This window comes from Longitalea arenae (assembly GCF_016924755.1).
GTDB classification, from domain to species: domain Bacteria; phylum Bacteroidota; class Bacteroidia; order Chitinophagales; family Chitinophagaceae; genus Niastella; species Niastella arenae.
Genome location: NZ_JAFFJX010000006.1, coordinates 249,008 through 274,672 on the forward strand (window position 1 = coordinate 249,008; position 25,665 = coordinate 274,672).

Sequence of the window (25,665 nt, forward strand, 5' to 3'; positions counted from 1 at the left end):
TTGGTTCAATGGATAGCGTACTGCGCTTTAGTTGTGGCGTCAATAACTTCCTGTACAGTTCCCAGAAAATTTCAGCCAGGAAAACCTTTTGTTTACAAGACCACCATCAACATCGATGGCAATGTTCCCGATAACCTGCAGATGCAGGAACGCCTGCAAAACCAGCTCGATGACAGCCTGAAAACCCGGGTCATTACCTATGCCGGGGTACGCAGGATCTTACTGAAACAGCCGGTATTCGACACTGCCAATATCAGCCGTTCACGCATTTTTATGACCAGCCTCCTGCATTCGCTCGGCTATTTTCACCCTGAGATCCGCGATACATTTTATATTGACACGGTGCGAAAGCAATACCGCACCTATGTAAAATTCACAGTTACACCCGGCAAGGTATTGCGGCTCGATTCCATCGGGTATGCGTTCAGTAATCCGGAATTGCAGCAGCTCGCCCTGCGCCAGCTCGATAAATCGGTGCTTAAAAAGGGCGAGACCTATTCCCTGCAAAAACTCTCGGATGAGCTGGACCGGCTGATCACCATTTTCAGGAACAATGGATATTACAAACTGAATAAAGAAGACATTTTTGCCGAAGTAGATACCGTGGTGGCGGCCCTGATAGACCCTACCCTGGATCCTTTTGAACAGATCCGGCTGCTGGATTCGCTGCGGAAAAAAAGGGAGAACCCAACCATTAACGTGGTGATGAAACAGCAACCGGTAAAGGACAGCACCCGCTTAAAAAAATTTTATATAGGCAATGTGACCGTGTATCCCGATGCCAGTTATACCGAAGAATTTGACTCCACCCGGCATGATACCGCGACGATAAAGGGTTTTAAACTGATCTATAATTCGCGGCGGTTCAAACTGCCTTTTATTGCCAATAACGTATACCTGCGACCGGGATCGATGTATGTACAGCGCCGCTATTTCAGAACCATCAACAATTTCACCAGCCTCGGCGCCTGGCAGAACGTGGATATTGAAATGACCGAACGGTACGACAGCAGCCGCCCTTTGCTCGATGCCAAACTGCTTTTGTATCCGCAGGCCAAACAAAACCTGAACGTATCATTCGAAACCAGCCGCAACGTCAGCGACATCCTGTCGACCGGACAGTTATTCGGCATCGGTTTGAACGGCCGCCTGCTGAACCGGAACGCTTATCGCGAAGCCATTCAAACGGTGACCAGTGCCCGGTTTGGCATTGAGCTGGGAACAAATATCATTCAAACCCTGCAGGCCAGCCTGGCGCATACCATCAATTTCCCGAAATTCATTTCGCCCATCAGAATAAAGACCGACAGCCTGATCGCGCCACGCACGCTGTTAAACCTCAACGCCGCGTACACCGACCGCTTCCTGTTGTATAAATCCCATTCATTCAACGCTTCCTGGGGGTATGAATGGATCAAGGGCCGCCGCCGCGAAGACCAGGAGTTGGTGGGACAAAGATGGCGCAAGACCTGGCAATACGTGCCCATCAATTTTGAATATACCGATGTAACCAAAACCGATAGCTTATTGAAACTGGAAGACAGGGTCAGTTCCTACAAGTTCGCTTTCAACAGCGGACTTATCATCAGCCAGATCCTGAGCCTGTCGACCGGGGCTGAAAGAGACAATAAACTCACCCTCCTGCGGGCCCGCATAGAGGAAAGCGGCGCCTTATTCGGACTGATCAAAAACCTGGAGCTGGGCTCCCTGGCGCGCTTTATAAAAATTGACGGCGAGTGGAAACATGTGATCAATAAGCCGCATTCTTCCTGGGCTTTCAGGGCTTTTGCCGGTTATGGTTTTGTATACGGTAAAACCGACACGGCTACCACCGGGCCCAGCAAGATCGTAAATGAGAACAACCTGCCATTCTTCAAAGCGTTTTTTGCGGGCGGTCCCTACAGCATGCGCGCCTGGCCTATCCGGCGTCTAGGTCCCGGCTCCTCCAACCTCTACGACAAACGTGACACCAGCGGCATCGAACGCTTCGGCAATATGCAAATTGAATTGAATGCGGAATACCGCTTTCCGATCACCACCATTGCTGGCATCAAGGTGAACAGCGCATTGTTCGTTGACATTGGAAATATCTGGAGCAAGGAGTTTGATCCGGCCAGCAAAGAAAAAATACCGGAAGCCTCTTTCGCTATCGACCGCCTGTACAAAGACATTGCCATTGGCGCCGGCAGCAGCTTGCGGTTCGACTTCGACTTCTTCCTCATCCGGCTCGACTGGGCCTACCGGATCAAGGACCCGCTCTATGCCTATAAAAATGATGGATGGTTCAACGACCTGCGCATATTGAACGGGCAGTTTCAGTTGGGCATTGGATATCCCTTCTAATCAGCTGGTTCCTGATCTCCTGGTTGTAAGGTTTACCAATCATGCCTTACAGGTTCCAGGTTACAAATTTCATACATGATTTATAGCTGCCAATTTGGTTGGCAACGCTTGCTTCGGATGCTGACAATAAGCCCTGTAACCTGCAACCTGCAACTCACCAATATATTACTGACCATTCACTGGTTAGCTTTCACCAACTGGTTTATCCTTTCCAACGCTTCCTCCATGGTCATAGCCTGATCCAGGGTGAATGCGCCGATACGCGTACGGCAAAGGCTGCTGAGATAAGCGCCGCATCCTGCGGCCTGGCCTACATCATTGGCAAGGCTGCGGATATAGGTTCCGGTTGAACAAACCACCCTGAAGTGCGCCACCGGCAATTCGATCTTTGTAAATTCAAATTCACTGATCAGGATCTTGCGGGGTTCCAGTTCGATGGTTTGGCCTTTACGGGCCAGCTCATATACCCTTTTGCCATCTTTTTTAATGGCCGAATGCATGGGCGGAACCTGCAAAAGATTACCGGTGAACTGCCGGGCAATGGCGGCTAATTGTTCAGGCGTAATACCATTAAAATCTTTGAAATCCTGCGGTTCGCTTTCGAGGTCGTAGGTAGGCGTAGTGGCGCCAAAAGTAAAGGTGCCCGTGTACTCCTTTTCCTGCGCCATATATTCGTTAATACGCTTGGTGAATTTACCGGTGCACAGGATCAACAAACCGGTTGCCAGGGGATCAAGGGTTCCCGCATGACCCACTTTTTTTATTTTGATCGTATTCCGGATCTTTCTGACTACATCAAAGGAGGTCCACTCAAGGGGTTTATTGATCAATAAAACCTCTCCTTCCTCAAAAATATTTTTAGGCGCCTGTTGCATTTGGGTGCGAAGCTAATAAAAATGATGGTTCAACGGATTGCGATCGTACAACTCCATTGAACCATCATTCCGGAATTATAAAGAAATTAATCTTTCAGTTTTTTTACTGCTATGAAATTGCCGGTTAAATGATCAATTCTGAATTCAAAGAGGGCAAGATCATTCTTTGAAGCAGCGATTCCGCCCACAACGCCCAGCAGCGCCCCGGCCAGGGCTGCAGTGCCCACGTCCATGTCATCTTTTCCTATACCGGTAAAGCAAAAATCATTGCCCTGCTTCGTTAAAGGATATAAACCATATGCGTTGGAGACGAACATTTTTTCGCCGTCACAAACAACGTAGTAATATTTGTGCTTGATCTCCACCCCTTTTTTTCCATTCTCTTTCATCTCGAAGATAAAGGGACGGCTAAAGCCTTTTTTGTTTTGAATGATCACATCTTCGCGCGAAGGCCGGTTATTCTTAAAATCTTCATAACTGGTATAAAGCCCTTTTTTCGGCAGCTCAAGACTATAAACGGGTATTTCCTTTTTTTCCAATTCAACAATATGCTCTATTTCGTATGCTGTATATTGTTTGGTTCCTGCCTTGCTCAGATCAAAACCGGCAGCCTGTTTAAGATAGCCGGCCAGGATCTCGGGCACCGTGTCGAGTAATTTTGTGGTCACGTCCAGCTCGCTACCCGCTTTTACCGTAACCGTACTGTCAATAGCGAAGAGGAAATTGTAACCAGCTCCCTGTTTTATATAAAATCCGGCATTAAAAGTAAAGGTTCCTTTTTCGGTTAGTCCGGCACTTACTTCGCCTATATTGAAATTACGGATATTGATGAGCAGGGTGCCTTCCTGTTTTTGGGCCTCGCGGAGCATTTTACCGGCAATGGAAGCCAGCTCGTTTTTCAGGGGTTGTGTGAGCACCAGATTCTCTTTTCTGTTGAGGCCGCCTTTTTGAATAAAACCAAGCTGCACCGTATCGAAGCGGGTATCTACTACTTCTACCTGGGAAAAATTGGCGGAACTGATCGTTGTTCGTTTGGGCATCAGTTGAAGCAGTTCCGTGCTCTTATCATTGTGCTGGGCATATACGGTATTGTTGCAGGCGCCGGCCATCAGGACCAGGCAGATGCCTTTTGCAAGTTGTTTCATATGGAAGGTTGCTTATGTGGTTAAAGGTTTTACTGGTTTATGCTGCCATCAGATCGCCTGCCGGGCCTTCAGCTCGAGGTACTTGTTCACGGTGTTGATGGTGAGGTTTTGCGGTGCTGTTAAAATAGTGAAAATGCCGTGCTGCTGCAATTCTTTTACGATCAGCCGCTTTTCATATACAAATTTCTCGGCAATGGTCTTTGTGTACAGCGTTTCAATATCTTCTGCCGGATCATCGGTGAGCTGGCGCAGCTCGGTATTCTCAAAGAAGACCACCAGCACCAGGTGATTGCGGGCAATATGCCTGATATAGGGCAGCTGCCGCTGCAAACCTGACAAAGATTCAAAATTGGTGAATAACACAATCAGGCTGCGTTGCGAGATCCGGGTTCGGATATGCGCATACAGTTTTTCAAAATCGCTTTCCAGGAACTTCGTTTGCTGATTGTAGAGGGTTTCCAGGATATGTCCCATCTGCGCCGCTTTGCGGTCGGCCGGTAGAAAATGGCCGATATTTTCAGCAAAGGTAACCAGTCCGGCCCGGTCCTGTTTTATGAGCGCTACCCGCGATAAGATCAGGGTGGCATTGATGGCATAGTCGAGCAGGGTCATGCCTTCGAAGGGCATCTTCATCACGCGGCCTTTATCGATGATACAATATACCTGCTGACTGCGTTCGTCGGTATAATTGTTCACCATGAGCTGTCCGCCTTTGCGGGCGGTCGCTTTCCAGTTAATGCTGCGGATATCGTCGCCGGTCACATATTCCTTGATCTGTTCAAACTCCAGGCTATGCCCGATCTTGCGGATCTTGCGGCTGCCTGCTTCTGCCAGGTTATTGGAATAGGCCAGTAATTCAAACTGGCGCAATGGCAAATACGAGGGCAATACTTTTACCATCTGTTCCCCTTCATTCCGGATGCGCCGCACCACCAGTTGTAAAGGGCTTTTTACAAACACGTTGGTATCATGGAAGATGTATTCCCCTCTTTCCACAGGCCGGAGGGTGTATACGATGTTCTGGGTTTCATCGCTGTTCAAAGTGGCCGCTACGGAAAAATCCCGTTGCTGGAACTGCACAGGGATCTCGTCGATGATCCTGAGCTGAACCCGGAAATGAAAGCGGTTGGTAATGAACAGCTGCACTTTATTGACATCCCCATTGCTGAACCGGTCGCTCACCCTGCGCTCGATGCGTAATCCTTCCTTGCGAAAGAACAGCAAGCCATAATCGAGCATCACCATCGCCAGCAGGAACCAGCAACAGATCTGCGCTACCGTGTACAGTACAGGCCAGCTGTAAGACAGCACAAAGAGCAGGATCACAGCTACGAAAGACCAGTAGAACCGGCGAGCGAAGAATAATGGTAGTATGTATGTTTTGTAAAAATTCATGTAGGGTTAAAAAATAAAGAGTTTGTGGTTTGTGGTTTGTTGTTTGTGGTTATCCTGTTTCGCAGCTGCTCACAAATAGCAGCATACTCAAACCTTGAAATCCTGAGGTTGAAATGAAATTGGGCTGCTGAACGTTAAAGAACAATAAACCATAAACTATAAACCATAAACGCCGAAATATTTCGGCAACTACCTCGGTACCTCTATACTCGTAATTATCTGCTGTATCACATCATCGGTACTCGCTCCTTCCATTTCCTTTTCCGGCGTTAATACCACCCGGTGGCGTAATACCGGCGGAATGATATAAATGATATCATCGGGCGTAACGAAATCGCGGCCCCGCATGGATGCCAGCGCTTTGGCGCCATTCAGAATGCCTATTGAAGCCCGGGGCGATGCGCCCAGGTAAATGGATTTATGGTTACGGGTATTGGCTACAATGGTTGTAATAAAGGTGATCAGCTTTTCTTCTACATGAATGCTGCGCACCTGTTTGCGGATCTCCTGGATCTGGGTAGCCGAAAGCACCGTAGATACCTTGTTGATCATATCGCCCAGGTTTTGCTGGTGGTGCTGCAAAACGATATGGAACTCCTGTTCGGCACTGGGGTACGATACATTTATCTTAAACAGGAAGCGGTCCAGCTGGGCTTCCGGTAAATGATAGGTACCTTCCTGTTCAATGGGGTTCTGCGTAGCTACCACCATGAAGGGCATCGATAACTGGTAAGAATGACCGTCGACCGTTATCTGGCGCTCTTCCATGACTTCAAACAGGGCGGCCTGGGTTTTGGCCGGGGCGCGGTTGATCTCATCTATCAGCACGATATTGCTGAAGATGGGTCCTTTATTGAATTGAAAAGTAGAATCCTTGGGATTGAAAATGGATGTACCGATCACATCACTGGGCATCAGGTCGGGGGTGAACTGGATACGTGAAAAACCAACCGAAATGCTTCTGCTCAGCAATTTGGCGGTAAGGGTTTTGGCTACACCGGGCACACCTTCAATAAGAACATGTCCATCGGCCAACACAGCAGCCAGCAGTAGTTCAACCATCTGTTCCTGCCCAACGATCACCTTACCTATTTCCTGTTTTAAGGTTTGTACCGATTGCTGCAATGCGCTGAGATCGGTTCTAACATCGAAAAAGTTTTCCATGTATTATGCGTGTTTATAAAAATGCTCCAATTTACGGTTCAGTTCAAGCAAAGCTTCATCGCTTACACTGTAATCATCCTGCAACATGTTCATGAAGTACAGCAGGTCTTTCAGGGCATTCACATCATAGCCTGTTTTCCAGGCCAGTCTTTTCTCAAATTCCGGATCGTTCAGGGAAGCGCGGATGCCGTACCGGCTGCGCACATGATCCTGAAAATGCACGATCATCTTTTGCGCCAGGTTCTTGTTATCGTGTCGCTGAAAATACAGGCGGCCGATGGTTTTAACGAAATCGACGGAAGCGTTCTTCAGGGGTTGTATTACCGGTATGATGCGTTGCTTGCGTTTGCTTTCAAACAGATAAATGATCAACATCAGGATCAGCAATAAGGGCAGCGCCATGGCAAATCCGGGTTGTTTGCTCAACCAGCTGCCCGCGCCAAAAAGGCCTTTCCCTTTTCCGCCCGAACCGTTGTCATTCCCTTTCGTATGGTACCTGAAATATTCATCCCAGCGCACCACATCACTGTTCTTCGGCAGGTATGACAATACGTTATCGTAGTATGTTTTGTTATTCTTGTGCAATAAAAAGAAATTGGAAAAAGTGATCGGCGCCAGGTGAATGTACAGCGATCCACCGCCTTCGTAATTGAATTGTACAAAATTGGGCCGGCCGTTCTTGTCTTTTCCCAAGATGGAAGTAATGGAAGAATCCACCTCTACGAAATAGTTGTCAAGGGCATAACCGGGATAGGTGTACGATTGCGAATCACCCGACACCGGATGCTGCACGCTTACGGTGAGCGAATCGTCGGTATTATAGGCGCTGGTATAAAAAGCGGTCTTTAAATGCAGGCTGTCGAGCAGGGTTTCACTGATGCGCAGGGCGGAAATGAACACGTGCTGCCCCCGGGCTACCATACCTAATAAGGCGGCTATTTCATCGTCATCGGGAATAACCTGGTTGGTGATGATGATGTAGTTGGTCTTTTGATCATCGTAGTTATTGTAGGCTTCTTCTTCCTCCTCTTTATTTTTCAGGCTAAAGGTCTTGTACCGGTCGGGTGATCTTTTATTGATCAGCACCGAGGCATCGGGAAAAAGATGCTCCAGCTGCTCATACGCATAATAAGTACCATAAGGTATCTTATCGGTACGCCAAAGGGTCACCCGTTTGTTAATACGTTTTGAGCCGGAACCACAACTGGCGATAAGACCGGTTAACGCCACCAGCCAGCAGATCAAAAATCGATATCGTATAATCGGTTTCAAGAATGAAGGGCGTTGTAAAAGTGGCTGAAATTGTTATGTACTATATCAAACTGTTCTTCAGTCAGTGTAAACTCACCATACCACACATAATCATATACGCGGGTGAGTGAACTGAATGCATTGCCCAGTTTATGGGCGCTCATCTGCATCACATACTCATAGTTGGTGCCATCGGCATGGTACCTGATCCATTGCCGCTCATTCAAAAGCTGCAGGGCTTTCAGGTACATGAACCGTACGGCGGGGCGATGTTCCCTGGCCGCTACGGCTTTCCGGATCTTTTCATCCAGGTTCTCATCCTCGATATCGATGGCTTCGCCATCGGCTACTGCTTTTGTTTTACCGGATGAATAGAACAGGAAGAGCTTATTCACTACTATTATGCGGTAAATAACGAAGAGGAAAAAGGCGATCAGTACCGCGTAGGTAATGGTGCGTACGGCAGATCCTGAAAAGAAGTTGAAGAAATAATCCCAGAACCCCTTGCTGCGCTTGCGGGGCTCCCTGGCTGTTTCCGGGTCACGGGCCCAGTAAGCAGGATCATTCGCATAGGCGAATTCTTTCTGGCGCTGCAATTCCTTTACTACAGAATCAGGAACCTGCCGGTATTGGGGCGGTTCGGGCAATTTATAATTTTCTTCGGCATCCGTATCGTTGGTGGGTTCTTCTGCAAGCGCCTCTTCAATAACAGCCGTGGTAGAATCGTATTCTTTTACCTGCGCCTGCATACCCGCTGAACAGGCAAGCAAAACAGCCAGGCAGGCTATTCGCTGTATCCTTTTAACAGTGGGTATCAACAACCGGTATGAAGCAAGATCATTCATCAGTAAGGCTAAAATTTATGTAAGGGCTTTTTCGGCTTTTGTTCGGCGTTGTACCTGGATGGGGTACCACACAAAATACCAAAAGATAAAAATGAAAGACAGGGCCAGGATCAAGATGCTTACCCACTGCGGCATGGATGAATAAGAATACCGGGTAACGAATCCTTCCAGGAAGGCGGCGGCGATCAGGATCGGTACCAGCGCGATCATTAATTTCAATCCGTCTTTCGCCCCCTGCATGAGGGAATGCAAGCGTTTATGTGAACCGGGAAATAATATGCTGTTACCGATAATTAACCCGGCTGCGCCGGATAAAATAATAGCGGATATTTCCAGGGTACCATGGATCCAGATCACCAGCACCGAAGGCCAGCCCAGGTTCTTGGCAAAGAAATAATACTGGAATGAACCTACCATTACGCCGTTAATGAACAATTCATATACACTGCCCAGGCCCAGGAACAGGCCCCATACAAAAACCTGGAAAGAAACATAGATATTATTCAAAGCAATGTAAGCAAACATGTTGGCGGGATTGGTTTGCTTGTACACACCGAAGGGATCGCCTTTGGCAATATTTGCTTCGGTCATTTCAACATAGCCATCCCCCAATACCCCTCTTACAAAACTTTCATCATGGGCTGCCGAAAAAGCCGCCATAACCGCAAAACCAACAAAAATGAGAAAAGCATATAAGATCTCCCGGTGATGTTTGCGCACCGTTAAAGGCAGCTCCGTTTTAAAGAAACGGCCCACCCGGGAAGTTTCTTCCCTTTTGTTTTTATAAATGTCGAGGTAAATGCGCGATGCCAGGTCGTTCAGATACTGGGTCACCTTGCTGTGCGGATAGAAAGTTTTGGAATAACCAAGGTCATTTACCAGTTCGGTGAACTGCTGCGCCATTTCATCTGGATCGGTGGTTGTTTCATATTGGTACTTTCTCCACTTATCAATATTTTTCTTTATAAATAGTCCTTCTCTCACTCAGACGTATTTTTATGGTTTCAAATCTACCTATTCAGGCCCAAAATAAATGGCTCAAGTAAATATAATAGTAAAATTTTGAACGTTATAACGTTGGGAAACAGATATTCTTGTTACCGACATCGGAATTATTACATATAATACATTATAAGTAAACAATATAGGATTTTGAGGTTTCAGGGGCCAGGTTTCAAATTTCAGGGGTTACGTACTTTGGAATTCCCCCTCTAACCTGTACCTTGTAACGCCGGCCTGACCGGGTAAACGTTGTAATAGTTAAAGATGCTGCAAGTAAAATTAGATACCGGTTTTAACATTGAAGTGGAATTTGCGCTGAGCCCTTTTCACCGCCGCTTTTTTGCCTGGTTGATCGATGCTACCATTCAGGGAACCTACCTGTGGCTGGGCTCCAAATTTCTCGATGCGCTCACCAGCTTCCGCTGGAATGATGAGCTGTGGATCGTGGTATTGTTTTTACTGCCTTTCATTTGTTATCACCTGCTTTCCGAAATCATCATGAACGGCCAGAGTATTGGTAAAATGGCCATGCAAATAAAGGTAATGACCCTGCAGGGCGGACAACCTTCCGTGAGCCAGTTCCTGATCCGCTGGTTATTCCGCATCATTGATTTTCCCGTGCTGCTCTTCCTTGGGGTAGCGAGTGGCTATTCCACCTGGTGGGTGGTCATCTTTTTGTTTGCCGGTTTGATCTGCACCATTGCCACGCCTCATTCCCAACGGGTGGGCGACCTGGTGGCCGGTACCATTCTCATCGATCTTAAACACCGCACTTCCTGGCAGGATACGGTATTCACCGAGGTGGAATCTACCTATCAGCCCCGCTATCCGCAGGTGATGCAGCTGAGCGACCGTGATATCAACACCCTGAAGAATATCATTGAGACCGTGAAAAAGCGCAACGACCACGACCTGGCGCTCAAGATAGCCGATCGCATTCAGTCAAAACTCAAAATGAACAGCGACCAGGATTCACTGGAATTCTTACAAACATTGTTGAAGGATTATAATTATTATTCGACCAACTAGGACTGACAAATGTGATAATTCGATAATTTGATAATTCGATAATGACCTCCCGCCAGGCATTCTGAGAAAAGGCGATCCGCACGAGCAGGCATCGACTATCCCTGTAATTCATTATCACATTATCAAATTATCACATTATCACATTGTTTACCGCATCATCGAAGCAACCGACACCACTACGATAGTTCCCAGTAAATAAAACGAGAGAAAAACGATCGTGAGAATGCCCACGAACTTGAAGCAGGATTTCAGGTTGGCAAAAGAGGCGTTTAAATGCGTTTGGTCGTTGTTCCGCAAGGCCATTTGCATTTTGCCCGAAAAATTAAAGAGGTATAAACAGGGAAAGAAATATAAGAGCGCAATTACAATATAAACAAGGGAAACAAAAGCCCCACCGAGTCCCATGTTGCTGGTGAGCGCATCCCGGTTGCCCAGCCGGGCGAAAGTAGTGAGTATGCTTCCCGCAAACAAGGCAAAAATGATCATCAACCCACACAATACAAATCCAACGATCGACAGGAATCTTGCCCAGCGGGCAGTTTCACCCAGGTAACTGATGCTTTGCTGATCGACCTGCAGCTCAAATAAATGCTGACCGGCTCCTGTAGTGGCTTGATTGTATTGTTCCATATTCAGTGTTTTTGGTTAATGGAAGGCGGATGACATACAAGATAGGCAAATGATTTCTTGATTTCGGGATTTCTTGATTTCGGGAATTCGGGATTTCGGGAATTCGGGATTTCGGGATTTTGCGATTTCTTGATTTCTTGATTTTGTGGTTTCTTGATTGCGAGATTTCCCGATTCCAATTCGGGATTTAGAGATCTTGGGATTTTTAAATCTCAAAATCTCTAAATCTCAAAATCAGAAATCTCTAAATCAGAAATCAGCAATCATTTAGTAGGCTTGCGCGAACAATACCCGTTGTTTGGCAGGTTTGCCCGAGAACACACATACACCGTCTTCCTGCGGGTTATCGAGCGGAATACAACGGATGGTAGCCTTGGTCTTGTCTTTAATAGCCTCTTCGGTTTCAGCAGTGCCGTCCCAGAAAGCCGATACAAAACCACCTTTTTCATTCAGGGTGTTCACAAACTCATCCCAGCTGTTTACAGGGGTGATATGGGAATCGCGGTAGGCCAGCGCCCTATTGTAAATAGCCTGCTGAATATCGGCCAGCAATTGTACAATACGCTCGGGCAGTCCGTCCATAGACACGCTTTGTTTTTCTTTTGTATCGCGGCGGGCCAGTTCCACCGTATTGTTCTCAAGATCACGTAAGCCCAGGGCAATACGAACGGGCACTCCCTTCATTTCATATTCGGCAAATTTCCAGCCGGGCCGGGCATTGTCGTTATCGTCATATTTTACGCGCACACCCAGGGCCTTCAATTGCTTTACCAGGTCCTGCACTTTCACATCGATCTTCGCCTTTTGTTCTTCTCCTTTATAGATCGGAACGATCACCACCTGCAGGGGGGCAATCTTTGGTGGCAGTATTAATCCATCGTCATCACTGTGGGCCATTACGAGGGCGCCGATCAGGCGGGTGCTCACGCCCCAGCTGGTGGCCCATACATAATCGAGTTTATTGTCCTTATCAGAAAATTTCACATCAAAGGCTTTGGCAAAATTCTGTCCCAGGAAATGCGATGTACCGGCCTGCAGGGCTTTGCCATCCTGCATCAGGGCTTCGATGCAATAGGTGTCAACGGCGCCGGCAAAACGTTCATTTTCCGTTTTTACGCCTTTGATCACGGGCAGGGCCATCCAGTTCTCTACAAAATCGGCATACACGTTCAGCATTTGAACGGTTTCGGCAACGGCTTCCTGGGCGGTAGCATGGGCGGTATGGCCTTCCTGCCATAAGAACTCAGCAGTGCGCAGGAAGAGGCGGGTACGCATTTCCCAGCGAACCACGTTGGCCCATTGGTTGATCAGCAAAGGCAGATCACGGTACGACTGGATCCAGTTTTTGTAGGTATTCCAGATGATGGCTTCACTGGTGGGGCGAACGACCAGTTCTTCTTCCAGTTTTGCTTCGGGATCAACCATGAGGGCGCCTTTTTTGGAAGGATCGGTCTTTAAGCGGTAATGCGTTACCACGGCGCATTCCTTGGCAAAACCTTCGGCGTTCTTTTCTTCGGCCTCGAACAGGCTTTTGGGAACGAAGAGCGGGAAATAGGCATTTACGTGCCCGGTATCCTTGAACATTTTATCAAGGGCGTCACGCATATTCTCCCACAGCGAAAACCCATAAGGTTTAATTACCATACAACCTCTTACCGCCGAATAATCGGCCAGGCCGCCTTTAATTACCAAATCGTTGTACCATTGCGAATAATCTGCGCTCCGGCTGGTGATCTCTTTGCTCATGTTTTATTTTTTATGGAACTCTTTGACTGCTTTAACTCCTTTGACTGATTTGACTCTTTTGACCACTTTGACCAATCTGGTTCCTTTGACTGATATCGCTATTTTTTAATTATCATTTAATCCCAACCCAATTCCCCTTCCGTCCTCATTATCAGGTGCTTTACCGTCAAACTTTAACAATCGCCATGCAATAATTTCCTCGTTGCGGCTGTCTTTTTATTGTAACTTTAATTCGGAAAAACGCAAAAGTAACATTTAGCGTTGTAAAACGAGTTGTGAATTGGTTTCAAATTATTAGTCAGCATAACGTAAAACCATAACTATGAGGTTCCTAAATATACTTCCTGTTGTATTGGCGATGGCTGCCTTATCCAGCTGTTCGGTGTACCGGTCTGGCCAAACACCGGATGATGTGTACTATTCTCCCGGACGTACGGAGGATTCGTATGTCACCGTTGATAATAACAGACGTGGCCGCAGCTACGACCGTTACGAAAGAAATACCAGCCCGGATGACAATTACCTGCGTATGCGTCGTTATGGAAGCCGCTGGAGTACCTTTGACGACTATGCCTATATGAACGACTGGCAATACAATGGCGGGTACTATGGTATGTATTCCCCCTATTCATATGGCGGTTTCTATGGCAGCCCCTATAGCCCATATGGCGGTTATGGCTTTTATAACCCCTGGGCTTACAATCCCTGGTCGTTCGGTTCCTATTGGAACAGCTACTATAACTGGAACAGCTATTATAATCCATACTGTCCCGGTTTTATTGTAGGCAGTCCGAAAACCAACCCGGTGGTGTACCAGTCGGTGCGTAATTTCAATATGGCAAGTTATAGTAACAAGAATTACTATAACCGCAGTAATACCACCACCAGCCGCAGGAGCAATTACTATTCAAACCCCAATGGCCGTTCAAGTACCAGCGGCAGCTACTATAATAACGAGAATTCAGGTGGATTGCGCAGGGTTTATCCCAGCAGAAGCAATGACAGTTATTATACGCCCCAGTCGCAGTCTAACTCAAGGCCATCGTACTCACCTCCTCCATCATCTTCACCGGTTAGAAGTTACTCCCCTTCATCGGGTGGCTCATCCGGCGGAAGCAGTGGTGGCGGTGGCGGCAGACCAAGCCGTGGTGGAAGATAATCAACAACCAATGGTCGGGCGGCTGTTGGCAACGCATAACACTCTTTAAAAAACAAATTGGTTTTTACAGATCAGGATCGATCCTGTTTTACTAGAATAAGATAAATGTCTTTTATACAACGGTAAACATGAAATACCGGTACAAAACTTCGCCACTGGCGGGTCGTTTGCCGGGGTAGCATTTCAGGTTTACCGTTTTTAATGTAATGACGCACCATGAAGTATACAATAACGATAGCAGTAGTTCTATTGATCGGCCAACAGGCAATGTCACAGTTACCAGAAGATGTTATCCGTTTGAACTGGAACGTACCCTCAGGCACCGCGCGCAGCCAGGCCATCGGCGGCGCTGTAGGTTCACTGGGTGGTGAAATAACGAATACCTTTGTTAACCCCGCCGGTTTGGGTTTTTACAAACTGAGCGAAATTGTGCTGACGCCAGGTTTAACCCTGGCGAAAAGTAAGGGCGAATACCTGGGCATGAATTCAACCAGTGATAATATCAGCCGCTTTAATTTCAGCACCTCAGGTTTTGTATCGGCCACCAACGACCCGGGCAGCAGATGGGTGAGCAAGGCTTTCAGCATTGCCATTAACCGCATGGCCAATTTCAATAATTCAGTGTATTACCGCGGCATTAATGATTCAAGCTCCTTCTCTGAAGTGTATGCTGTGCAATTAGCCGAGTCGGGCGTTGATATCGGGGACTACCAGACCTCCCCCTATCTTTCCCTGGGCACCAAATCGGCCATTCATACATACCTGATCGATACGGTTACGCTAAATGGACAATTACAGGTGGTTGGCCGGCCCGAATACCTGAACGCGGTTGACCAGGAATACTGGGCTACTACCCGCGGCGGCATTACGGAAATAGCCCTTGGTTACGCCGGTAACCTGCAGGACAAATTTTATATCGGGGGCAGTGTTGGCGTTCCTATCTTAAGATACGAACGTCGCCAGACGCTTAAAGAATCGGATCCCAGCGGTGACCTGGACAATGATTTCAGCTATGCCCGGTATGAAGAAAAACTCACTACTACCGGCGTAGGCTTGAATGCCAAACTGGGTATTATTTTTAAACCCGCTTCGCAAACCCGTATTGGCCTTGCCATTCATACCCCCACTATATTCGGATTGAAAGACCAGATAAGCACCAAAATGGTGACAGATGTAGAGCGTTTGTTCGGAAATGATCCGGTTGACAGTGTCACCTCCGATTATTTTGGCAGCAACCCGGTTTATAAATACGATATGAGCTCACCCTGGAAATTCCTGGTAAGCGGCTCATACGTGTTCAATGAAGTGGAGGATGTTAGCCGGCAAAGAGGCTTTATTACTGCAGACCTGGAATATGTCACTTATGGCTCTACGCGTTTCAGTGCTGCCGAGGCAGACGATGATGAGAGCTATTTCGACGACGTGAACAAAGTGGTTAAACAGGATTATAAAGGCGCTTTTAATTTCCGGGTGGGGGGCGAATTAAAATTCAATACCCTTATGACCCGCCTGGGTTTTGCTTATTATGGAAGCCCTTATGAAGAAAAGATGTTCAAAGCGGGTAGAACCAATATCAGCGGCGGTCTGGGATATCGTGATAAAGGCATCTTTGTAGACCTTACCTATGTGCATAGTATTTCCCGGGATGTTAATATTCCATACCGCTTACCGGATAAAGGCGTTCCCTTTGCCAATGTAAAAAGTGGCATCGGACAGGTATTACTGACCTTTGGTTTCAAAATATAATCGAACCGTTTTAAAAAGGAACCCCGGCGGTTTAGCGCCGGGGTCTTTTAAAGGTCTTCCAATTGTGGTTCAACGTGGTACCTTTACCTGTTTCTTAGGTGTTACGGATTAAACTTTCTTTCTTCTTTCGTAGTGTAAAACTCGTTATTCCCAGCCGTATTCAAAAGCCATTGCCCGGCTATTGTTGAATGCTATTTATTAAAACCTAGCGGGTCTTAGGTAAATTTCCTTATCAGTGAGGACTATCCCGAACAGTTAACAATGAACGCAAACACATTTATGCATGTACATCAATGCTTTCAATGATTGCCTGTACATGATCAGGCGCAAACCATTGTAAACTGCTATCTTTCCTGAACCAGGTCATTTGCCGTTTGGCATAATGGCGGGTATTTGTTTTTATTTGCTCTATGGCCTGTTGCAATGATATCTTTCCAGCGAGATGGTCGAAGAGTTCTGTATAACCTACTGTTTGCAATGCATTCAGTGACCGCTGTGGCAGCAGCGCTTTCACTTCCTGCAGCAGGCCCTGTTCCATCATTTTATCTACCCGGGTATTGATGCGCAAATGCAATTCAGGCTTTGGTAATTCAAGCGCCAGCTTAATGATGCGGAAAGGGCGCTGCACTTTTTTTCCCTGTTGAAAACTGCGTATAGAGGTACCGGTTGCCTGCTTTACTTCCAATGCACGGATCAGCCGCTGCGGGTTTTGGATCTCACCGGTCTTATAATACAAGGGGTCCTGTTCCTGCACCTGTTGCTGTAACCAGGAGAGTCCATGCAATTCATATTGTTCGGTAATAGCCTGGCGGATGCCTGGCGAAACAGGGGGCATATCATCGAGTCCTTCACAAAATGCTTTTATATACAAACCGGTACCACCGGTAACTACAGCAATCCTGTTATGCCGGAAAATGGCTTCTGCAGCCGCTAATGCATATTGCTCAAATACGGCCGCATTTACATCATCATGGATGGAATGGGAGTTGATAAAGTAATGGTGTACCTGTTGCAGTTCTTCCGTTGAGGGTTTGGCCACCCCGATGGTCATTTCCCTGAAACATTGCCGGGAGTCGGCGGAGATGATCTGTGTATTAAAATGGCGGGCTACTTCAATAGCTACAGCTGTTTTTCCCACGGCGGTGGGACCAGCTATTATAATGCAGATCTTTTCATTCATATTATTTGCTTGAGCTTGTACAGAACCCACAACAAATTTTTAGATTTCTGATTTCGGGATTTCTGATTTCCTGATTTCGGGATTTTGCGATTTCGGGATTTTGGGATTTCTGATTTCTGATTTCTGATTTAGAGATTTCTGATTTCTGTTTGGATTAACGATCAGGCATTGGTTTCAAAAATAATTAACTCTCCAGATCTCAAAATCTCTAAATCTAAAAATCTCTAAATCTAAAAATCTCTAAATCAAAAATTACTTTCAGGCTTCATCGTCCTGTCCTTCTTCCGCTTCTTCACCGAGGCCAAGATCTTCATCATCTTCGTCGCCTTCGGTGCCAAAACCTTCGGTACCTGCTTTCAGATCGTATTTTTCTTCCATTTCGGTAAGCTTATCGCCAGCGATACCTTTTGTACCATATTGTGAAGGAGCAATGCCTTCCGATTTTATCATGGCCGGATAATCGATCTTGCTGCTTTCTTCTTTTGACACGCTGATCAATTCAACCAGGAAGGTCCAGCCCTTTACAAAGTCGTATGTGTATACAAATTTCTGATTGGGGTCTTTGATCTCAGATCCGATCGTAGTATTTTCCATGAGCAGGGGCGCCACTTTATAAGGTTTGTCATAAGTGGCCAGACTGATCTCGCGTCCCCGCTGCCAGTTGTCGTTACTGCGATAGAAGGTAGCCTGATGTTTGTTATCAAACTCGTATGCTTTCAGTATTACCTGATGCAATTGCAAAAAAGTTTGCGTGTGCTTGATAGCCACATCACGGTAGATACTGTCATCTTCTTCAAAATAGATTCTGAATTTTAAAACAGCCATACTTGGAATTTCAGGTTACTTGTTTCTGTTTTGTATACCCCGGAATGCCGGGATACTTGTAATATAATTCTCTATAATCGTGCCAGCCCATTGGCCTATAGACAGTTCCACCATTCGTTTGCCTCAGCGTCAAAAATAAGATAATTCCCCAACTATCAAAGTATGCAATTTAAGCTGCATTTGCATAGCAACAAAATGCCGGAACATACACAGTCAGATCGACTTATGCAAATAAATCCAACATAAGACCGGGAAAATTCCGCAGCGCTGGCGTAAGTGGTCTTATTTGCCGGCAGCGTTCCTGTTCACCACCTGCAGACCGATTTCTGCTGCTTTTTTCATCATAAAATCGTATGCAGCATCGTACGTATTATCAATTTCTCCATCCAGGATGGCTTCCCGGATGGCGTTTTTCAGGTCACCTACAATTTTGCAGGGGGAAAGGCCAAAGATATCCATAATTATTTCACCGGTGATGGGTGGTTGCCAGTTGCGAATGCGGTCCTTCTCTTCCACTTCTTTCAGGCGAAGGCGCACCAGCTCAAAATTTTCGAGAAAGCGAATGACCTTTTGTTTGTTCTTCGAAGTAATGTCAGCTTCACACAACAACATCAATGCATCAATATCATCACCGGCATCGAACAATAATCTGCGTATGGCAGAATCTGTGATATTTTCCTTGGTAAGACTGATGGGCCGCAGGTGCAGTTCAACCAGTTTGCGCACAAAACGAAGTTTTTCATTCTGCGGCAGTTTCAGTTTGGCAAACAGGCGCGGCACCATTCGGCCCCCCACCACTTCATGGCCATGAAAGGTCCAGCCATGTCCTTTTTCAAACTTCTTGGTAGCCGGTTTACCAATATCATGCAATAAGGCGGCCCAGCGCAGCCACAGGTCATTGGTGTGGCGGGAAATATTGTCTACTACCTGTAAGGTATGGTAAAAATTGTCTTTATGGCCCAGCCCGTCGATATATTCAGCGCCGGCCAGGTCAACCAGCTGCGGAAAAATAATATGCAGCAATCCGCTTTGGTACAGGAGATCAAAGCCAATGGAAGGTTTTTCGCTCAGCAGGATCTTGTTCAGCTCTTCGGTAATGCGTTCCTGGGAAATAATGCGGATGCGCTCTGCATGGTCCTTGATGCTTTGAAAAGTAGCCGGTGCAATGGTAAACTTCAATTGCGAAGCAAAGCGAACGGCGCGCATCATGCGCAAGGGGTCGTCGCTGAATGTTTGCCCCGGATCGAGCGGTGTTTGAATGATCTTTTTCTCCAGGTCAAGCAATCCGTTAAAAGGATCGATAAGCTTGCCATAATCTGCGGCATTTAAAGAAATGGCCATGGCATTGATCGTGAAATCCCTTCTGTCCTGGTCATCTTTTAAGGTGCCCGGCACCACTTCCGGGTTGCGGCTGTGATACCGGTAACTTTCCTTACGGGCGCCTACGAATTCGATTTCAAGCGAAGATTTCTCGGGCACGGTCTCGTTAAGCTCAGCCCCGCCCAGGCCTTCAGCGGTATGGGGCAGATCCAAATTAGTTTGCTCCTCTTCGTTATTATTTTCACCGGTCAAATGACTGTGGTCTACCTCGCCCGGGTGTTCTTCGTAGAAATGCCGCAGTTTAATTTGTGCGGTGCCAAAATTCTTAAAGAAGGAAACGGTAGGTTTGGGATGAAAACGTTCGGCCACTTTATGCGCCAATTGAATGCCATCGCCCACACATACGATATCGGCGTCCTTGGTGGCACGGCCCAATAATTTATCCCGCACAAAACCACCGATCACATAGGCAGGCACGCCCAGTTCTTCCGCTGCATGAGCTATCTTTTTAAACACAAACAACTCCTTTTCAGTGCACTTTATATCCATTGTATCTTGCTTCTTACAAATGTACTATTTAGTTACGGTTACCGGTTACAGGTTGCAGGTTCCAGGTTTCAGGTTACAGGTTACGGGGTCCAAGTTCCAGGTTTCAGGGTCCATGTTTCATGGCTCGCATGCGTAATTTCCAATTGGCTGTGACATGTTTTCCTTGTAACCTGTACCATGCAACTTGTAACGCTTGCTATTGTTAAGCGATAGTCACTTTATAATGAATTGGCCATTTACTCGTCCCCCTGTTAGCTCATCAACCCGCGGCAAGGGTATCCAACAACTGCGCATCAGTGATCTCATAAGCGCATTTGAAGTGCCCGAGCGGACAGGCTGCTTTGCCATGTAATCCGCATGGACGGCAGGGCAATGGTCCCTGTATTTCTACAATGAAGCGTTTATCTGACAAAGGCCCAAACCCAAATGAAGGCAGGGTGGAACAATACACAGCCGTTACCGGCGCATTTACGGAAGAAGCAAAATGCATCGGCGCCGAATCATTCACGTAATTCATCACCGCCTCCTGCATTAAAGCAGCCGATTGTAAAAAGCTGAGTTTTCCGCAAAGGTTTACAACAGTCGCAGGACTGCCACCCGTGCGGATCGCTTCAGCCAGCGTATGATCACCGGGTGCACCCAATAAATAGATCGTATAATTGGCAGGCACCTGCCTGGCAAAGCTGATCCATTTATCGGTTGGAAATTGTTTGGTGAACCAGACCGATGCTGGAGAGATAGTGATATAAGGATGTTTTTTATACACTTGTACAGCGGCCCTGTCCTTGGCAGAAGGATAGAGCCGGGGTTTCATCACCTGGTCGCCGGTAAAATCCCGGATGAGTTCATTATTGCGATCCACTTCGTGAATGGGATGCGCTACATCGCTGATAACATGTTTTATTTTCTTACTGAACAACCAGCTGAACGGATTCTTATCGAAGCCGATGGTTTCGCGGGCGCCGGAAAATGCCGTGAGGATACCGGTAGCGGCAAAACGCTGTACATTGATCACTTTATCGTAGCGGCGTTTGCGGATTGTTCCCAATAATTTAAACAGGTTCTTCAGCTTTCCCTTCTTTTTATCCCAGATCAGCACGTCCTGCAGATACGGATGGTTTTGCAGCAAGCCTTCATTGCCTTTGCGCACCATAAAGTCGATCTCAGCATCCGGAAAATGCAGGTGCAGTTTTTCGATAATGCCTGTGGCCAGCACTACGTCTCCGATAAAGGCGGTTTGTATTATGAGAAACTTCATGAATGTTTATTGTTTCTTGTTTATAGTTTATGGTTGTGCAGGAAGTGAGGCTGGCAATTCATTTTAAGCTCGCCGTTAAAGAACTATAAACCAAAAACCATAGACTATAAACTGTTATTCTCTTATTACCGTTACACTCCCATCCTTATTCCACTTAATAATAGAAGACGCCGCATGTGCAGTCGTCTCTTTTTGCCGGTGCTGCACAATATAATCCACACCCTGCCAGATGGCCGGCATAATATCGCCAAAAGTGGCCGGCGACGGATCACCGGAAATATTGGCTGAAGTGGAAACAATGGGTTTGCGGAACCGTTTGATCAGGTGTTTGCAGAAAGGATCTTTTACGATACGGATGGCTACTGTTCCATCGGCATTGACCACATTATCGGCCAGCCCGATAGCGCCATCGTAAATGACCGTGGTAGGCTTTTTGGTCTTAGCCAGGTAGTCGAAGACCTGCAGATCGATATGTGCAACATACTGCATCAGTTCTTTTTCATCGGCCAGCAAAATGATCATGCTTTTTGCTTCCGGCCGCTGTTTCAGCTGGAAGATGCGGTTAACAGCTGCCGCATTGGTAGCATCGCATCCAATGCCCCAGATGGTATCTGTAGGGTAAAGGATCAGTCCCCCGCCCTGTAATACTTTTAAACAATGATCGATATCGTGTGAAAAATCCATGGTGCAAATGTAGGGTCAAAATTTTAATACCACCAGCCTGCGGTCTTCTTTATCGTAATAGGCATAATAGTGTACACCGTTGGTTACGAAGATGTTCTCCAATTCCGAAGGTATTTGCAGGTTAAACGTGTACCGTTCAATCTTTTCATAGACCGAGCTCACCGGCTCGCCCGGTAATAGAGAATAGTCTGCATTCAGCAGCATCTTAAAGTGCATGGATCTAACCCAGGTTTCGCGATGAAAACTGCCATTGGTGTAAGTAGGAGGACCTATCGATGCCGGGCCCATCGATGCCGGCCGGCCGGTGAATCCATTATTACTGTAGTTACCCGGTGTTTGGGTCATCACCCATTTTTTTGCATATGATCCTACCACCACCTCTATCTGGCCGTCGCCATAAGGTTTGGCCATGATCACCGCCGAGTCTTTGACCATTTTACGCAGCAGTTGTTTTGTTTTTTCCCTGTTGCGTATGCCGGTTTGGGCACCCGTGTTCTCCTGATCTAAGATCGGGGTGTTCTTCCAGGTGATCTCCTGGTCGGCTGCAGTTGAGAAGGATTTATTGATGGCGCCTGTATATGGATCAACTATCTGCATCAGCAAACTATCACTGGTAGCCTTTACGTAATACAATTTATTGCGGAACAGGAATGAATTGTCGGAATAAGAAACGTTTTTGGATACAGGCTTTCCCGGATTGTGATCGATGCCCCATGAACTTACTTTTTGTTGTTTTAGATCGTAACTGATGATACGGGTTGAATCGATGTGGTTGTTCATCACCAGCAATACCGATTCATTGCCTAAGTATAATTTATTTCTTTTGACGAGATTGTCGAGATTGAGATCGCCTTCCTGTTCAATTTTAGTCAATCGCACCGTGCGGCTAAGAAAACCAGGGGTCGTAAGTTCTTTCCACTGCTCGTCGGAAAACTGGTAACGCAATGGCGTACCGGCCTGCTCATTGAAGAAGTCGTATATGATCAGTTCATTTCTCTTGTTACTGGCCGTCACATACAAAAAATGATTGCCAGCGCTGATATGGGTAACTGTTTTTTCCTTTTCCGGATCGAAAGGTATGATGTTCTCCCGCACCTTTTCGGTGATCACATTCATAGCCCAGCAATGCAGCTCATCTTTTCCTGTTTGTTCGGTGAACATGTACACAGAAGAGTCACGCATAAAGCCACCCAGCAGTTTCGTATCCGATTGACGAGGCAAACTGAACTGACGCATAAGTTTCAGTGGCCCGGTAAAAACAAAAGCCCTGATGCTGTCGCTGCTTAATAAAAATGTGCAGCTGCTCTGCCGGGTTCTGTTCAAAATGGTATGTAATTCCAGCTTTTTTCCATACCAGCCGATGTTTTCTACAAATTGCTTTGTTTGTGCCGGTAAACCGTTTGAAAATAAAAAAAGAAAGATCAGGAACAGGGTACTGGGAATTTTACGCATAAACCTAGAATAAGAAGCGCTAAAAATAGCAAAAGGTTGGCAGCGGTCAAAACCGCCGCCTTCAATAGCTTTTACGGTCATCTGCCTTATTTATAAACTCAGGGGAAAAACCGCTCATGTTTTTATAACAGATTTATGATCTGTACTGTATGTTTGCAAAAAATTAAAAAAATGCAAGATCTGATACTCGAAGCCTGGAGCAACCGCGAGTTATTAAAAGAAAAAAAATATACCGACGCGGTGAAAGCTGTTATTGAAGAAGTTGATAAAGGCCGTTTGCGGGTGGCTTCGCCCACAGATGGTAAATGGACGGTGAATGAGTGGGTTAAACAGGCGATTTTGATGTATTTCGGCATTCAGCCTATGCAAACCTGGAATCTGGAGCCCTTTGAGTTCTACGATAAAATGCTGCTGAAGAAAAATTATAAAGAGCTGGGTGTTCGCGCTGTACCTCATGCGGTAGCGCGTTACGGCGCTTATGTAGCCAAAAATGTGGTGCTCATGCCTTCTTATGTAAACATCGGGGCTTATGTAGACGAAGGCACCATGGTTGACACCTGGGCCACGGTGGGCAGCTGCGCCCAGATCGGTAAAGGCGTACATTTAAGCGGTGGTGTAGGTATTGGCGGTGTGCTGGAACCTTTACAGGCCACTCCTGTTATTGTTGAAGATGGATGTTTTATCGGCAGCCGTTGTATTGTGGTGGAAGGGGTTGTAGTAGAGAAAGAAGCTGTATTGGGCGCCAATGTGGTGTTGACCCAAAGCACCAAGATCATCGACGTAAGCGGCGATACGCCGGTTGAATATAAAGGACGGGTCCCCGCCCGCAGCGTGGTGATACCCGGTACCTATGCTAAAAAATTCCCTGCCGGAGAATACCATGTAAGTTGCGCACTCATCATTGGTCAGCGTAAACCAAGCACCGACCTGAAAACAAGTTTGAATGATGCGCTGAGAGATTTTAATGTATCTGTTTAACCATACTATTTGGAAGGGAAAAAACATACTGTCACACTAGCGGGATTTCTCATTACGATAATTGGCTCCATTCTGTTTTCAACAAAAGCCATCATAGTAAAAGTGGCTTTTGCCAACACGTCTATGGACGCCCTGACCCTGCTGATGCTGCGGATGACTTTTTCCCTTCCCTTTTATCTGGGCGCCATCTGGTTCGCCCGCCAGGAAGGCCTTAAGCCATTGACCACCCGCCAATGGATGGGAGTGATCGGCCTCGGTCTTTTTGGCTATTACCTCAGTAGTTTATTTGATTTTACCGGACTGCAATATGTTACAGCCGGGCTCGAACGGTTAATTCTCTTCCTCTACCCCACTTTTGCTGTACTTATTAATTCGATTGTTTTTAAACAACCCGTTGTTCGCACGCAACAGATCGCTTTACTGCTCACCTATACCGGCATTGGTATAGCCTATCTTGGCGAGCTGCGCATCGATGTCAGTAACCCCAATTTCATCTGGGGCAGTTTTCTCATCTTCCTTTGTTCAATTACCTACAGTATATACATCGTTGGCAGCGGCCGCATGATACCAACGGTAGGCGTCACCCGTTTTACGGCCTACGCCATGTTATCTTCCACCGCCGGTGTATTTGCGCATTTTATCTTCGGCGGGGGCAGCCTGCAGCTCTTGCAGGAAGCTGGTACACATGTATGGTATGGCATCTTACTCGCTGTTCTAGCAACGGTATTACCCACATTCATGCTGTCGAATGGCATGAAACGCATCGGCTCTAACAATGTGGCCATTATTTCGGCGATCGGTCCCGTTTCAACGATCATCCAGGCGCATTTCATCCTGGGCGAAAAGATCTTTCCCGCACAAATTGCCGGTACGGTACTGGTTATTATCGGCGTTATTCTTATTGGCTGGAAGCGAAACTGAAGAGCGATGTGCTGATTTGCTGATCTGCTAATGATCGATGTGCTGATTTGCTAATCATCGATGTGCTAATTTGCTAATGTGCTAATGTGCTAATCATCGATGTGCTGATTTGCTAATCATCGATGTGCTAATTTGCTGATTTGCTAATGTGCTAATCATCGATGTGCT

21 protein-coding genes are annotated in these 25,665 nt (G+C 46.7%); 6 read left to right on the plus strand and 15 right to left on the minus strand.

What is annotated here, in order from left to right; all coding sequences use genetic code 11:
- Positions 1–33 precede the first annotated feature (33 nt).
- Positions 34–2,343, plus strand: a complete 2,310-nt coding sequence (locus tag JT717_RS28815; RefSeq protein ID WP_205511456.1) for a BamA/TamA family outer membrane protein — start codon at positions 34–36, stop codon at positions 2,341–2,343.
- 176 nt (positions 2,344–2,519) lie between these two features.
- Here JT717_RS28815 and truB read toward each other — a convergent pair whose 3' ends face one another.
- From truB to JT717_RS15795, 7 genes are all read right to left on the minus strand, one after another.
- On the minus strand, positions 2,520–3,218 hold the full coding sequence (gene truB, locus JT717_RS15765) for a tRNA pseudouridine(55) synthase TruB (protein WP_205511457.1): 699 nt from the start codon (positions 3,216–3,218) through the stop codon (positions 2,520–2,522).
- Between the two features lie 86 nt (positions 3,219–3,304).
- Positions 3,305–4,363, minus strand: coding sequence for a hypothetical protein (locus JT717_RS15770; protein WP_205511458.1), 1,059 nt, complete (start codon positions 4,361–4,363; stop codon positions 3,305–3,307).
- A gap of 48 nt (positions 4,364–4,411) precedes the next feature.
- A complete protein-coding gene (locus tag JT717_RS15775) occupies positions 4,412–5,758 on the minus strand; it encodes a DUF58 domain-containing protein (protein ID WP_205511459.1) in 1,347 nt (448 codons plus the stop codon).
- Between the two features lie 189 nt (positions 5,759–5,947).
- Positions 5,948–6,922, minus strand: a complete 975-nt coding sequence (locus JT717_RS15780) for an AAA family ATPase (RefSeq protein WP_205511460.1) — start codon at positions 6,920–6,922, stop codon at positions 5,948–5,950.
- A 3-nt stretch (positions 6,923–6,925) separates the two neighbouring features.
- Entirely contained in the window at positions 6,926–8,167 is a 1,242-nt protein-coding gene (locus JT717_RS15785) for a DUF4350 domain-containing protein (protein ID WP_205511461.1), read from the minus strand.
- Positions 8,168–8,190: 23 nt separating this feature from the next.
- A complete protein-coding gene (locus JT717_RS15790; protein ID WP_205511462.1) occupies positions 8,191–9,018 on the minus strand; it encodes a DUF4129 domain-containing protein in 828 nt (275 codons plus the stop codon).
- Positions 9,019–9,033: 15 nt separating this feature from the next.
- The gene (locus JT717_RS15795; protein ID WP_205511463.1) at positions 9,034–10,002 is read right to left on the minus strand and encodes a stage II sporulation protein M; all 969 of its coding nucleotides are present in this window, start codon (positions 10,000–10,002) and stop codon (positions 9,034–9,036) included.
- Between the two features lie 282 nt (positions 10,003–10,284).
- Here JT717_RS15795 and JT717_RS15800 point away from each other — a divergent pair, with 282 nt between their 5' ends.
- The gene (locus JT717_RS15800) at positions 10,285–11,049 is read left to right on the plus strand and encodes an RDD family protein (RefSeq protein ID WP_205511464.1); all 765 of its coding nucleotides are present in this window, start codon (positions 10,285–10,287) and stop codon (positions 11,047–11,049) included.
- A gap of 147 nt (positions 11,050–11,196) precedes the next feature.
- Here the strand turns inward: JT717_RS15800 and JT717_RS15805 are convergent, their stop codons facing one another.
- Both JT717_RS15805 and proS read right to left on the minus strand, forming a co-directional pair.
- Positions 11,197–11,679, minus strand: coding sequence for a DUF5362 family protein (locus JT717_RS15805; protein WP_205511465.1), 483 nt, complete (start codon positions 11,677–11,679; stop codon positions 11,197–11,199).
- Positions 11,680–11,946: 267 nt separating this feature from the next.
- Positions 11,947–13,425, minus strand: a complete 1,479-nt coding sequence (gene proS, locus JT717_RS15810; RefSeq protein ID WP_205511466.1) for a proline--tRNA ligase — start codon at positions 13,423–13,425, stop codon at positions 11,947–11,949.
- Between the two features lie 322 nt (positions 13,426–13,747).
- On the opposite strand from proS, the gene JT717_RS15815 reads away from it, so the two are divergent.
- Together JT717_RS15815 and JT717_RS15820 are read left to right on the plus strand one after the other, a co-directional pair.
- Positions 13,748–14,584, plus strand: a complete 837-nt coding sequence (locus tag JT717_RS15815; protein WP_205511467.1) for a hypothetical protein — start codon at positions 13,748–13,750, stop codon at positions 14,582–14,584.
- Between the two features lie 216 nt (positions 14,585–14,800).
- Complete coding sequence (locus JT717_RS15820) at positions 14,801–16,330, plus strand: OmpP1/FadL family transporter (protein ID WP_205511468.1); 1,530 nt, start codon at positions 14,801–14,803, stop codon at positions 16,328–16,330.
- Between the two features lie 277 nt (positions 16,331–16,607).
- On the opposite strand, the gene miaA is transcribed toward JT717_RS15820, so the two are convergent.
- The 6 genes from miaA to JT717_RS15850 form a co-directional block, all read right to left on the minus strand.
- On the minus strand, positions 16,608–17,510 hold the full coding sequence (gene miaA, locus JT717_RS15825) for a tRNA (adenosine(37)-N6)-dimethylallyltransferase MiaA (protein ID WP_205511469.1): 903 nt from the start codon (positions 17,508–17,510) through the stop codon (positions 16,608–16,610).
- A 258-nt stretch (positions 17,511–17,768) separates the two neighbouring features.
- Positions 17,769–18,335, minus strand: a complete 567-nt coding sequence (locus tag JT717_RS15830; RefSeq protein WP_205511470.1) for an IS1096 element passenger TnpR family protein — start codon at positions 18,333–18,335, stop codon at positions 17,769–17,771.
- A gap of 282 nt (positions 18,336–18,617) precedes the next feature.
- Positions 18,618–20,204 carry a CCA tRNA nucleotidyltransferase gene (locus JT717_RS15835; protein WP_205511471.1) on the minus strand — a complete coding sequence of 529 codons (1,587 nt, stop codon included), beginning with the start codon at positions 20,202–20,204 and terminating at the stop codon, positions 18,618–18,620.
- Positions 20,205–20,463: 259 nt separating this feature from the next.
- On the minus strand, positions 20,464–21,462 hold the full coding sequence (locus JT717_RS15840) for a glycosyltransferase family 9 protein (protein ID WP_205511472.1): 999 nt from the start codon (positions 21,460–21,462) through the stop codon (positions 20,464–20,466).
- A gap of 114 nt (positions 21,463–21,576) precedes the next feature.
- Positions 21,577–22,146 (minus strand): L-threonylcarbamoyladenylate synthase, encoded by a 570-nt coding sequence (locus tag JT717_RS15845; protein WP_205511473.1) that lies wholly within the window; start codon positions 22,144–22,146, stop codon positions 21,577–21,579.
- A 15-nt stretch (positions 22,147–22,161) separates the two neighbouring features.
- Positions 22,162–23,598, minus strand: a complete 1,437-nt coding sequence (locus JT717_RS15850) for a hypothetical protein (RefSeq protein ID WP_205511474.1) — start codon at positions 23,596–23,598, stop codon at positions 22,162–22,164.
- A 171-nt stretch (positions 23,599–23,769) separates the two neighbouring features.
- Here JT717_RS15850 and JT717_RS15855 point away from each other — a divergent pair, with 171 nt between their 5' ends.
- Positions 23,770–24,576 (plus strand): 2,3,4,5-tetrahydropyridine-2,6-dicarboxylate N-succinyltransferase, encoded by an 807-nt coding sequence (locus JT717_RS15855; protein WP_240348133.1) that lies wholly within the window; start codon positions 23,770–23,772, stop codon positions 24,574–24,576.
- Positions 24,577–24,585: 9 nt separating this feature from the next.
- Entirely contained in the window at positions 24,586–25,497 is a 912-nt protein-coding gene (locus tag JT717_RS15860; protein ID WP_205511476.1) for a DMT family transporter, read from the plus strand.
- Positions 25,498–25,665 lie beyond the last annotated feature (168 nt).

Bases quoted from the DNA above. Each gene is read 5' to 3' on its own strand.
- JT717_RS15855 (WP_240348133.1), top strand. From the start codon at position 23,770: ATGCAAGATCTGATACTCGAAGCCTGGAGCAACCGCGAGTTATTAAAA.
- JT717_RS15780 (WP_205511460.1), bottom strand. From the start codon at position 6,922: ATGGAAAACTTTTTCGATGTTAGAACCGATCTCAGCGCATTGCAGCAA.
- JT717_RS15815 (WP_205511467.1), top strand. From the start codon at position 13,748: ATGAGGTTCCTAAATATACTTCCTGTTGTATTGGCGATGGCTGCCTTA.
- JT717_RS15840 (WP_205511472.1), bottom strand. From the start codon at position 21,462: ATGAAGTTTCTCATAATACAAACCGCCTTTATCGGAGACGTAGTGCTG.
- proS (WP_205511466.1), bottom strand. From the start codon at position 13,425: ATGAGCAAAGAGATCACCAGCCGGAGCGCAGATTATTCGCAATGGTAC.
- JT717_RS15850 (WP_205511474.1), bottom strand. From the start codon at position 23,598: ATGCGTAAAATTCCCAGTACCCTGTTCCTGATCTTTCTTTTTTTATTT.
- JT717_RS15820 (WP_205511468.1), top strand. From the start codon at position 14,801: ATGAAGTATACAATAACGATAGCAGTAGTTCTATTGATCGGCCAACAG.
- truB (WP_205511457.1), bottom strand. From the start codon at position 3,218: ATGCAACAGGCGCCTAAAAATATTTTTGAGGAAGGAGAGGTTTTATTG.
- JT717_RS15835 (WP_205511471.1), bottom strand. From the start codon at position 20,204: ATGGATATAAAGTGCACTGAAAAGGAGTTGTTTGTGTTTAAAAAGATA.
- JT717_RS15805 (WP_205511465.1), bottom strand. From the start codon at position 11,679: ATGGAACAATACAATCAAGCCACTACAGGAGCCGGTCAGCATTTATTT.
- JT717_RS15770 (WP_205511458.1), bottom strand. From the start codon at position 4,363: ATGAAACAACTTGCAAAAGGCATCTGCCTGGTCCTGATGGCCGGCGCC.
- JT717_RS15830 (WP_205511470.1), bottom strand. From the start codon at position 18,335: ATGGCTGTTTTAAAATTCAGAATCTATTTTGAAGAAGATGACAGTATC.
- JT717_RS15800 (WP_205511464.1), top strand. From the start codon at position 10,285: ATGCTGCAAGTAAAATTAGATACCGGTTTTAACATTGAAGTGGAATTT.
- JT717_RS15790 (WP_205511462.1), bottom strand. From the start codon at position 9,018: ATGAATGATCTTGCTTCATACCGGTTGTTGATACCCACTGTTAAAAGG.
- JT717_RS15775 (WP_205511459.1), bottom strand. From the start codon at position 5,758: ATGAATTTTTACAAAACATACATACTACCATTATTCTTCGCTCGCCGG.
- miaA (WP_205511469.1), bottom strand. From the start codon at position 17,510: ATGAATGAAAAGATCTGCATTATAATAGCTGGTCCCACCGCCGTGGGA.
- JT717_RS15845 (WP_205511473.1), bottom strand. From the start codon at position 22,146: ATGGATTTTTCACACGATATCGATCATTGTTTAAAAGTATTACAGGGC.